The organism is Marivita sp., from assembly GCF_022763305.1.
Lineage (GTDB): Bacteria > Pseudomonadota > Alphaproteobacteria > Rhodobacterales > Rhodobacteraceae > Marivita.
This window is the reverse complement of the sequence record NZ_JALEGT010000029.1, coordinates 1-10670: the sequence shown is the minus strand read 5'-3', so window position 1 is coordinate 10670 and position 10670 is coordinate 1. Positions and strand designations below refer to the sequence as shown.

General features: G+C 60.0%; 10 protein-coding genes and 1 pseudogene. 10 read left to right on the top strand and 1 reads right to left on the bottom strand.

Translation table 11 applies throughout. The features are described from left to right. Window positions 1-239: 239 nt before the first annotated feature. The 9 genes and pseudogenes from MRY75_RS05010 to MRY75_RS04970 all read left to right on the top strand — a co-directional run bounded on the left by MRY75_RS05010 (window position 240) and on the right by MRY75_RS04970 (window position 7990). Window positions 240-542, top strand: coding sequence for a hypothetical protein (locus tag MRY75_RS05010; protein ID WP_292306047.1), 303 nt, complete (start codon window positions 240-242; stop codon window positions 540-542). A gap of 82 nt (window positions 543-624) precedes the next feature. Next, window positions 625-1257, top strand: coding sequence for a ParA family protein (locus MRY75_RS05005; protein WP_292306046.1), 633 nt, complete (start codon window positions 625-627; stop codon window positions 1255-1257). 4 nt (window positions 1258-1261) lie between these two features. Continuing rightward, window positions 1262-1642 (top strand): hypothetical protein, encoded by a 381-nt coding sequence (locus MRY75_RS05000; protein WP_292306045.1) that lies wholly within the window; start codon window positions 1262-1264, stop codon window positions 1640-1642. 477 nt (window positions 1643-2119) lie between these two features. Further along, entirely contained in the window at window positions 2120-2272 is a 153-nt protein-coding gene (locus MRY75_RS04995) for a hypothetical protein (RefSeq protein ID WP_292306044.1), read from the top strand. A gap of 360 nt (window positions 2273-2632) precedes the next feature. Beyond that, window positions 2633-3454: pseudogene (locus MRY75_RS04990) on the top strand (IS66 family transposase); the annotation flags it as partial. Window positions 3455-3541: 87 nt separating this feature from the next. Next, window positions 3542-4240 carry an AAA family ATPase gene (locus MRY75_RS04985; protein WP_292306043.1) on the top strand — a complete coding sequence of 233 codons (699 nt, stop codon included), beginning with the start codon at window positions 3542-3544 and terminating at the stop codon, window positions 4238-4240. 430 nt (window positions 4241-4670) lie between these two features. Next, window positions 4671-6194: a ShlB/FhaC/HecB family hemolysin secretion/activation protein gene (locus MRY75_RS04980; RefSeq protein ID WP_292306042.1), complete on the top strand. Its 1524-nt coding sequence runs from the start codon at window positions 4671-4673 to the stop codon at window positions 6192-6194. Then, on the top strand, window positions 6188-7084 hold the full coding sequence (locus MRY75_RS04975) for a hypothetical protein (protein WP_292306041.1): 897 nt from the start codon (window positions 6188-6190) through the stop codon (window positions 7082-7084). The genes MRY75_RS04980 and MRY75_RS04975 overlap by 7 nt, the downstream gene beginning before the upstream one ends. A 63-nt stretch (window positions 7085-7147) precedes the next feature. Beyond that, window positions 7148-7990, top strand: coding sequence for a hypothetical protein (locus MRY75_RS04970; protein ID WP_292306040.1), 843 nt, complete (start codon window positions 7148-7150; stop codon window positions 7988-7990). Window positions 7991-8000: 10 nt separating this feature from the next. Here the strand turns inward: MRY75_RS04970 and MRY75_RS04965 are convergent, their stop codons facing one another. After that, window positions 8001-9959 carry an FAD-dependent monooxygenase gene (locus MRY75_RS04965; RefSeq protein WP_292306039.1) on the bottom strand — a complete coding sequence of 653 codons (1959 nt, stop codon included), beginning with the start codon at window positions 9957-9959 and terminating at the stop codon, window positions 8001-8003. 148 nt (window positions 9960-10107) lie between these two features. Here MRY75_RS04965 and MRY75_RS04960 point away from each other — a divergent pair, with 148 nt between their 5' ends. After that, the gene (locus MRY75_RS04960; RefSeq protein ID WP_292306038.1) at window positions 10108-10527 is read left to right on the top strand and encodes a MarR family transcriptional regulator; all 420 of its coding nucleotides are present in this window, start codon (window positions 10108-10110) and stop codon (window positions 10525-10527) included. Window positions 10528-10670 lie beyond the last annotated feature (143 nt).

Here is a 10670-nt window from a genome sequence, read left to right as displayed (position 1 = left end):
CGATACCGTAACCGACAACTTCCGCGTCGTATCCCTAGAAAAATACAAAATCGTCTGAAACGACATCAGGTCAATTCAGGCGCATGAGTATAAATCAATAATTTTTTGAATCCGGGCAAAGTTACCCTGCGTCAAGATTGGCCTCGGTTGACCGACCAGCTACCGCTGCCTGTGATCATGGACGTGGCGGTGCCAGAAAACCCGTGCAAAACGCCAGAGGTTTTGGCAAGTTATTGAAAGTGCTTGATATTGCGTCGAAGGAATCGAGATCATTGAAGACGAACCCGTCATATTTGACTCCGGGCTATCGCAGTCTCGGCGGCCACTTTTACGCGGGGCTTGGTTGGGGCACTGGTTTTGGGGAGCTCGATCCCACCACCAAATTCGTACTTGCTCATGCCTCCCTTTCTTTCGTGAGGGTCTTAGGGTGGTCACAAGCCCGTCTCTCCGATGAATGTGGGCTGCATCCGAAGACCGTTGCCTATTGGGAAGGCAAGCGGGTGGTGGACGCCGACAGCCCGGCATTGCCTATTGAGCAATAACCAATAATTGTGGACAGCCCTTGTGTTTATCCGTTACGGATAAGTCAACACCGCCACCAAGAGCGGACAGAGGGGCTTACATATGGCAATCATCGCGCTTGCGAACCTGAAAGGCGGGGTCGGTAAATCGACCCTAGCCGTGAACATATCCGGCGCATTGGCCCCTAACGTCACGCTGGTGGACGCCGATCCGCAAGGCACCGCCGCCGCATGGGCAGAGGAAGGGCAGTTGCCTTTCGATGTCATGGCCGCGCCACTGTCTGACAGCGCCGTGACCGCATGGCTGGACCGTGTGCTGGCAATCGAGACGGAACACACCGTTATCGACCTGCCCCCTATGCTCGGAGAAGCCACGACCGCCGCCCTGGCAATCTGTGACCTTGCCGTTGTGCCTGTTAGCCCGTCCGGTGCCGACATCCGCGCGACCAACGGCGCAATCGAGTTGATCGAGAAAGCCCGCACGGCCCGTAAGAGCGACAAGCCCCGCGCCTTGCTGGTGCCTTCCAAGGTGGACCGCAGGACAGCCGCAGGTGCCGAGATTGAAGCCGCCCTGCATGGCTATGGCGAACCCGTAGGCCCGAGCATCGCGCAACGTATCGCCCATGCGGACGCCTTCACCGCCGGGCAATGGATAGGCGACTTTGCCAAGGGAAGCGCCGGACACTCCGAAATCAGAGCACTGGCCAGTGTGGTCAAGAAAATAGCAGAGAGGTGAGAACATGGCCCGCAAGCCCCTAGCCGCGAACATCAAGCCGACCGCCAAGGAAGCCGCCGAAGCTGTCACCGCGATGTCCGGCACCGATACGCCTACAGACGATTACACCGACGCCGCCGGGAACCCGTTGCACGAAACGGTGTCTTACAACCTGCCAGTCGAACTTATCGAACTGGTCCGCGACTTGGCAGAAGAACGGGTGAAGGTCGAGCGAGCGCAGAAGCGAGCAATCCGCCGCGCAATCGCTGGTGCCAAGGCAAAGGGAGAGGTTCCGGCGAAGGCACCGACCCAAGCCCGCAAGAGCGCGTCCGCTATCGTGCGGGAAGCACTGGACGCCTACCGTCCGCAGATTGAAGCGGAGCTGAAGAAGCTGACCGGGGGGTAAAAAGAGAGCCGCAGCAACGCCACGGCCCTAGGTTAGGAGTGTGAAAGGAATCGAGGTCCTGTACTCCGAGCGTATCGCCAGCCGCGAAGCTGTCAAATGGTGACATCGGAGTGGGGCTAAGACGCTCCGAAAGGGTGGTCAACAACAGCACCAAGGGGGATTTTTAGGGGGATACGCCGCCGCCTGAAAACCTGAAATCCCTTATTTCATTGGTCAAAATGGCGATTGCATGGTGCCCTGATGCGGAACCAACACCCGAAAAGACTGAAAAGGCGAGGACACAACGGGCAGGCACGGTCCGCTTGACTGCCGCGACTTATCCAAGATAAATTGTTAAGCGACGTTCGACGGTCGTTAAATTAGTCGTACACGGCATTTCTTGGAAAGTTTCGGTGTCTCAAGGCTTGGTGCGTTCACACGTCGCCACGCTCGGTGTGGCGGTCAACACGACCGTTTTTTACTGATTAGGAGATGACAATGGGATGGACCTACAGCCACAAGAAAATGCGCGAAGCGCTCCGTAAGACATTCACCGATGAAACTGGATTGCCTCATACCGCGCCTGAATTTGAGGCTTGGCTAAAAGCCAAGGGGCATTTGCCTTCCGAAGCCGGACCCGTTCAAAGGTGAAGAACTCGGGGAAGGTGACACGAGCACCCAACCCGCCCGCGAAAGTTTCGTCTATAAAGGCTATGAGGTTTCAGACCCGCATCGAGAGCGTGAGAGGGCATCACCTGCATGTCCGGTGCGGGTGCGGACATTTCACTGACCTGCCCTTGGCCACCGTGCCAGTGCCGCCAGAGACCAAGATAGCGGACGTTCTGACCCGCCTACGTTGTGCCAGGTGCAAGACACAGAACGTCACCGACGCCCGGCTTGTCTGGAAAGGCGAAGGGTTCAACGCTCAACAGGGGAGCCGGACAATCGGGTTTGGACGCCACGCGATCAGCTATTGGGAGACCAAAGAGCGCATATCGAAACGGCAAAGGCGACAGGGTCTTCGCGGATGAAACCAGCCTGCCAACCCTTGCCCCCGGCGCAGGTCGCGCGAAAAAAGCGTGGCTTTGGGCCTATGCTCGAGATGACAGTACCTTCGGTGGAAGTGGTCCCCCCATGGTAGCCTATCGGTTTGAGGATAGCCGGTCTGGAGAATGCGCGCGTCGGCATCTCGAAGGGTATCGCGGTATCCTTCAGGTGGACGGCTATGCCGCCTACAACAAGCTTGTGCGCAAGAACGGAGGCAATGACGGCCCGTTGCTTGCAGGTTGCTGGGCACATTCCCGGCGGCGGTTCTATGAGCTTCATAAAGCTGGAGACAGCCAGATCGCGACGGTCACGGTTGAGCGGATGACCGAGCTTTGGAAGCTCGAGGCAGACGTGCGAGGGCAAAGCCCTGAAGCGCGCCTCGCCGCACGACAGGCGGTCTCGGCCCCCATCGTTGCCGACCTGTTCACCCTTTGGCAGCAAACCCTGCCGAGCATCTCGGGCAAATCGAAACTGGCCGAAGCGCTCCGCTATGCCATGACGCGCCGGGACATCTTCGAGCGCTTCCTCACTGACGGCCGCATTGAGCTCGATTCCAACATTGTCGAACGCGCAATTCGGCCTCAGACCATCACAAGGAAAAACAGTCTGTTCGCTGGTTCAGATGGCGGCGGCCGTACTTGGGCGACAATCGCAACACTTTTGCAAACATGCAGAATGAACAACGTCGATCCGGTCGCGTGGATGACACAGACCTTGGAACGCCTCGCCAACCAATGGCCACGCGCAGAAATCGACGCCCTCATGCCATGGCGCTATAACGCCTGAACGGCCTCAGCTTGCCGCTTACAAATCATGACTGAACACCAGGAGTTGGTTGAGCGCGACGGCGGTTAGAAATTCGGGTCTCGGATCTTGTCGATCATTGTTCCCGGTCGCTCGACCGTGAAAGAAACGATGCAGGCCATTCTTGAAGGGCTTGGAGAAAGCGTCAGGTCCAGAAGGGACGAGCAGTACCTTACAAATATGGCCATGTCGTTGCTGAAGAAGGCTGGGGCGGCGGCTGTCCACTTGGACGAAGTTCAAGATAGCGGGAGATACAAGACAAGGGACAGCGTTGAATCATTCCTAAGAATATTTTGGAACATGATGCAGCACAAGGAATGGCCGGTCTGTCTGATCTTGACGGCAACGCCAGAAGCGAAGGCACTCATCAATATGGATTCACCCTTGTTGCGGCGCGTTCGCCCACAGGAAATCTGTCCGATTGAATTCAAGACTGATGGGCCGCAGCTCAAAAATGCGCTTCAGACACTTTCCCGGAAAGGTGGTGTCACGGATCATCAGATCCTCGAGTATGATGAGTTTATCCAGATTTTGATCCACGCATCAGCCCGTCGTTTTGGTGTCGCAGTAGAAATCGGGATCATGGCAATTGTAAATTGTCGGACCGAGGGTGGAGAGGTCTTGGACATGGGCCATTTCGCTGACGCATATGAGGAACGAATGTGCGTAGACGACGAACTCAATCCGTTTGTCGCAGAGCACTGGTCGATCATCGATACTGAAAAAATCATGCAGCGATTTGACGAGGAGCGAAACTTGTTGCGCTGAGTTCCACCTCGAACCAAGTCACGATCGGACACTCAAAGCCGCCCTTCTGGGCGGCTTTCTCTTTTCCAAATCCTGTGTTTTGAAGGGATACGGTGATAAGAAGCATGGGTGAGGGGAATTTCAGGACCCTCTGGGCATGTCGTAAGACCCAGATTGGATGTCGAAAGACTGACCTGCCAATGTCGTGATTTAGCTTAAGTATTTGAAAATATGTTAAAAAATATCAACTCAAAACCTAATGTCAATGTCGGACGATACTGTTCAAAATGCCCGTCGTCCAACACGCCGCCGAGTGCCGGATGTGTTGATCCGGGTAAACTCTGCGCTGAAGGGGCCGTTCTGTAACGCAGAGGCCACGGGTGAGGGACAGAGCGCTTGTCCGGTGGTCCGCCAAGTTGACTTGTTGAGAACCTCGCCCTTTGGTTGAATTATGAAATCGAAAACCACACGCATTCTGTGCATCGTGACTGCGCTCTCTGGGGCGGCGTCCGCCGCTTTTGCGCAGCAGGCCACCGAAACCTATACCCTTTTGGGCGTTTCGCATTACGAACCTGCGGAATTGCTCACCTTTGCCACGCTCCTTGCGCAGCGCGAAACAGGGGCGGTGACGCCCGAAGCGCTCGCAGAGGTGATCGAGACCATCTATCTCGAAGACGGCTATCTGCTTGCCGAGGTTTTCCTGGCCGCCGATGGTCACACGCTTGTGGTCGATGAAGGTGAGGTCGGCAACATCGTCATCGAAGGTGTGGACGAAGACCATTTCCGACTGGTTCAGGCCTACACGCGCCCCCTCTTGGGCAAGCGTGGGCTGCAACAAGACGATCTCGAACGCGCCATCATGCTGGTCGAAGATATCGGCGCGATCACCGCGACAGCAGAGTTCGATTATCCGCCCGGCGCGGCTCATGCACGGCTTCGGGTCATCGCGGAAGAGCTTGACAGGGATTACGGCAGCCTGTCGCTCGACCATCCGTCGCGTGCTTTTGGAGAAGCGGTGCGCCTGTCATTTTCGCAAACCTACCTGAGCCATCTGACGGCCGGTGATCTCTTGCGGTTCGAACTGGCTGCGACGGCCGAAACGGACCGGGATGATTCCTCGGTCTGGGGGGCGTTGACCTATCGCATGCCGTTGGGTGGAAGCGGTCTGTATGGCGAGGCCTATTTTGGCTCTGTCGGAGCCTATCGCGACGCGCGCGGCGCGTTGCAGGAAACCGACATCGCCGGTCGGACTGCGATCCTTGCCCTCGGATACCCGTTTATCCGCAACGTGGACACCTACGGGTACGGCCTTCTCGACCTTCGCCGCTCCTCATCGGAAGTGGATGTCGGCGCGCAGGAATTCGACAGCGAAGTCGATGTCCTGGCCGCAAGCTGGATCTATGGCAAGGCATTGGCGGCCGGTGGGGCGTACGAATATGCGATCAGCGTCGCATATGGCGAACAGCGCGAGATGGCGCAGGGCATCGACGACGGCGATGAAAGCTTCAGCTATCTGCGGTTCGGGTTCGGATACGAACATCCCATCGCGCTGCTCGGGCCGGACACCACGATCCGCGCGGAACTCTGGGGCCAGCACTCCTCTGACCGGTTGCCGAGCGTCGAAGAGTTCTATCTCGGCGGTATAGATGCCGAACGCGGCTACCTTTTTGCCGAGGCGCAAGGCGACAGCGGCTACTCCACCAGCCTTGAAATCAGCCGCGACCTGTTCATCGACAGCGCCTACCTCAATCGTCTGCGCCCGTTCGGATTTGTCGATTACGGATACGTCAGGAACAACGATCCCCGTGCGCATGAAATCGACGAAACGACGCTGGCTTCGGTCGGTCTGGGTATCGACGCCGAGTTCTCCAACGGGTTCTTCGCGCGCTCCTACATTGCCGCGCCGCTCGAAGACGGGCCGGACACAAGAGCCGGCGAGCCTGCCGTTTACCTCAACCTGACAAAGTCATGGTGATCGCAATGCGCACGTCCCTTGCACTCACGACTGCTGCGCTTCTGTCCTTTGCCGGACCGGTGGTCGCCAACGGAAACGCGTTTGGACACTGTATCGGTGTCGGCAACCCGCACAGATCCGCCGAATGCGGCTCGCCTCCGCCCTTGACCGGAGGCATTCCCGCGCCGTCCAACGTGCCGACCTCGAACCAGGTCGGGCAAACCGGGCCGGGTGGTCAGCCGACCGTCGTTACGCTGGTGCCGGTCGCGCCGGAAGTCATCACCGGGACTTCGCCTGGACCCGTTATCACACCCCAACCCGGGGGGTCCTTTACAGGTCAGGGTGTCTTGCTGACACCCAACCCACCGACCGTGATCACCGGGACGTCTCCTGCGCCGCAACTGACGCCGCAGCCGACGCCATCCTTTACCGGTCAGGGAGTGGTGCTGACACCCAACGCGCCGACTGTGATCACCGGGACCTCGCCAGCGCCACAATTGACGCCGCAGCCGACGCCATCCTTTACCGGTCAGGGCGTGGTGCTGACACCCAACCCGCCGACCGTGATCACCGGGACGTCCCCTGCGCCGCAACTGACGCCGCAGCCGACGCCATCCTTTACCGGTCAGGGAGTGGTGCTGACACCCAACCCGCCGACCGTGATCACCGGAACCTCGCCTGCACCACAATTGACGCCGCAGCCGACGCCATCCTTCACCGGCAACCGGCCACCGACGATCACGATTTCTCCGAACCCTTCAACGGTTGTCACGGGGACGTCGCCTGTCATCACCATTCAACCGCAACCGACGCCGTCTTTCACCGGCAGTCAGCTGCCGCCGATCACCATCGTGCCGAACCCGCCGACCGTGATCACCGGTACATCGCCCGTGCCGCAGCCGGTTCCGTAACGGACACCGCCGGTCCCGGGCAACCAGCAGCCGCCGATCACCATCGTGCCGAACCCGCCGACAGTGATCACCGGCACATCGCCTGTGCCGCAGCCGGTTCCGCAACGGACGCCGCCGGTCCCGGGCAGTCAGCTGCCGCCGATTGTCGTCCATCCGAATCCCCAGATCGTGATCACCGGCCACAGTCCAGTCACTCCGCCGGGCGCAACGCAGGTCCCCCAGACCGCTCCGTATCTGGTGCCGATCCTCGTGCCGACACCGACGCCCACACCGGTTCCCGGTCGGGTTCCGCCGCAACGCCCTGCCATCACTCCTGTGATTGTCCCGTTCCAAAATCCCGGGGTCACGACGGGCGTCTCACCCAATCAGGTGCCGCATCCTGCGACAGTGACCGTGCCCACGCTGCCGCCGCAACGGGTGCCGACCCCCGTCCCGCAGCGCGTTCCCCAACCGACACCGCAGATGATACCCGTCACTGTCCCGGTGCAACCACAGGTCCCGACACCCGGTGCAACCGGTCCGGCAGGCGGCGCTCAACCCACGCCCGTCGCGGTTCTGCGTCCCAAGCCCCGTCCTCAGTCCGTGCCCACACTGACCACCAATCCCGGTGCCACGATCGAGCACAGACCGCAGGTTCAGACCCCGCCCATCGGTCAACATGTCGTCACGCGAGAGATCGGGCGTCAGCCCGAGCACAACGCCCCGCGTTTCCAGACCACCAGGGGCGAGGTCATCCGCTGCGTTGCGAGCGGCCATGGCAAGCGCCGGTCCGTCGTCGATGGCGAGGTCGAATCGTCCGGAGCGCTGCGCCATGTCGGCTCGGTCGATGTTCTGGGACGCGACCTCCCGGCGCTCCACCCGCGCCATTCGAAATGCATCGTCACGGTAAAACGCCGCAAGGATTGAGCCTGTCTTCTCAGGCCGGTTGCCGATGCAGGCGGTCTGATGTCGTTGCTGATGCGGGCAGGAAAATCCCGGCAAAGAACGAGGACAGCTCGGCCGTCGCGTCAAGCGGCAGGATATGGGCGATATATTGATCTGGCCGGACGACGATCATGCAGCCCGAATCCCGGTCTATCCCGCGCATGTCATAGATGTCCTGACCGGTTTTGTGATCAACGCAGAACAGCTTTTCATGGTCATGCAGACCGTACCGGCCCTTCGACGGGCGCAGATGGCTGGGCATGTCTTCGAACCGCAACGCGCGGAAGTCCTGTTGAAAGATGGCGCGCAGGTCGATCACGGCGTCAGGATCTTCACCGGACCGACGTGTCCGCAGAATTGGTGAGGCCGCGTCTGTTTCCAGATAGGTACAAAGGTCATGGATCGCGCCGCCCTCGACCCCCGTGTCGCGCGACCCGGCAAAGGCATAGAGCCGCCAGCGCGCATCGGCCTCGGCGACATGGCCCAGATGCATCGGCTTTGCATCGGCCAGCCGCACCACCGGCGCGGAATGAAACCGTTTGCCGAGGATTTGCCCGGTGGCCAGTTCCTGTCGCGCCGTCGCCGCGATCAGAGCTGACGGCTCATAGCGCACTGCAAGCCCGCCGGTGAACTCGAGGTTCTCGATGAACTGCTTCTGGAACCGGGGCAGTTCAGTCCCGTCCAGCTCTGTCGCCGTTGGTGGGGCGCTCATGATCCGGGCCCAGGCATGGTCGGTTTCCACCAGCCGTTTCGCCTCAAGATGGCGTTCCGCCGAATAGCTGTGCAGCAGGTCCGGATGGGACCGCCCCGTCAGCACATGGATCAGCTTCCAGCCCAGATTGAACGTGTCGCCCATCGACACGTTCATGCCCTGTCCCGCCTTGGGGCTATGTGTGTGACAGGCATCGCCTGCGGTGAACACGCGGGGGGTGCGGTGCGCGGTCTCGGCGGGTGGCACGTCGTCGAACTTGTCGGTCAGCCGGTGCCCGATTTCATAGACCGACCACCAGACCACCTCCTTCACGTCGATCCGGTATGGGCGCATGATCCGGTTCGCCGCCGCAATGATATCCTCCGCCGTCAGCTTGCGATGGGCAACCCGCTCTTCCGGATTGAGCTTGTCGAGCTCGACATACATGCGAAAGAGATACCCGCCCTCGCGCGGGATGATCAGGACATTGCCCTCGCGCGCCGATTGGATCAGGCATTTGCGCCGGACATCCGGGAAATCCGTATTTGCGAGAATGTCCATGACACCCCACGCCTGATGGGCCGCATCGCCATGCAACGTTCCGCCAATCGCCTGTCGCACGGTGCTGCGCGCGCCGTCACAGCCGACGACGTATCGGGCGCGGACCTGAACGCTCCCGCCTGCCGATCCATCTTCGGCCACCCGGTCCAGTGTGACATGGACAGGGTGATCGTCGGCGGTCTGGTCAACGGACAGGTCCCGCACCCGCATCCCGTACTGCGGGACAAGGCGGGTGGGCGCATGGCGCATCACATCCAGAAAAAGCTCGTGGATGCGCGCCTGATTCACGATGGTGTGCGGCATCTCGGATTGATCATCCGCCACATCCTGCGTGATGCCCACACGATGGATGTGATCGGGTGTGGCTGGGTCTGGACGCCAGAACGCGGTTTGGTTCACCCAATAGGCTTCGCGCTTGACGGTCTCGGCAAAGCCGAAGGCCTGGAACATTTCCATCGACCGCACGCTGACCCCGTCGGCCTGGCCCTTTTCCAGCGGGCCGGATTTCGGCTCGACAATCAGGGTGGTGATGACGGGGCAGAGCGCCAGCTGCGCGGCAAGGCAAAGCCCGGCAGGACCGCATCCCGCGATCAGCACGTCGACCGTTTCCGGAACGACATCGGCGTGGGTGTCACGGCCCGGGGCAGGCGCCTTCACATCGGGATTGCCGGGTCGGAACCCGTTCAGGTGATACTGCATGAAATGTCCTCCCCGATCATGCGTGCTGCAAATTGATAGCTATACATATTATTGCGGAGGAAAATAAGTAAGTACACATATTTTTCTTGCGGTCATTCCGAACCTGCGAAACACTGAGACCGCAGGGGCGGGGCGAAGGAGGTGTCCATTGGAAATCCTCGAGATGCCCGGACATGTGATCCGGCGCTTGAACCAGATGTCGACCCAGGTCTTCGCCGCGCGCATGCAGGCGGAGGGAGAGGACCTGACACCCGTTCAGTTTGCGGCACTCAATGCGATTCGCGCCAATCCCGGCCTCGATCAGGCGGGAATCGCCGCACTGATCGCCTATGACCGGGCAACGATCGGCGGTGTCATCGAACGGCTGCTGCAAAAGGGCTATGTTGACCGCGCCGTCAGTGACCGAGACAGGCGGGCCCGTGTGATCACCCTGACGGATACAGGTGACACGGCTCATGCGCGTATCCTGCCGCTGGTGGCCGACTTGCAGGCCGATATTCTCTCGTCGCTCACGCCCGACGAACGCGCGCAGTTTATGACCCTTGCCCGCAAGGCGCTCGATCGTTGATCTATGCTTGCGGAGAGGACCGATCATGCCGGAAAAACAGGGCGTCTTTGGGGCTGAGCAAAAAAATCGTGCAAGAGTGAAAAAAGGACTTGCGGAGTTTCGCGCCGGTATCTAGATAGCGCTTCACCGGCGGCGCTGAGGTG

Excerpts from the sequence above, each read along its gene's own strand:
- MRY75_RS05005 (WP_292306046.1), top strand. The coding sequence starts at position 625 with ATGGCAATCATCGCGCTTGCGAACCTGAAAGGCGGGGTCGGTAAATCG.
- MRY75_RS04995 (WP_292306044.1), top strand. The coding sequence starts at position 2,120 with ATGGGATGGACCTACAGCCACAAGAAAATGCGCGAAGCGCTCCGTAAG.
- MRY75_RS04965 (WP_292306039.1), bottom strand. The coding sequence starts at position 9,959 with ATGCAGTATCACCTGAACGGGTTCCGACCCGGCAATCCCGATGTGAAG.
- MRY75_RS05000 (WP_292306045.1), top strand. The coding sequence starts at position 1,262 with ATGGCCCGCAAGCCCCTAGCCGCGAACATCAAGCCGACCGCCAAGGAA.
- MRY75_RS04975 (WP_292306041.1), top strand. The coding sequence starts at position 6,188 with ATGGTGATCGCAATGCGCACGTCCCTTGCACTCACGACTGCTGCGCTT.
- MRY75_RS04980 (WP_292306042.1), top strand. The coding sequence starts at position 4,671 with ATGAAATCGAAAACCACACGCATTCTGTGCATCGTGACTGCGCTCTCT.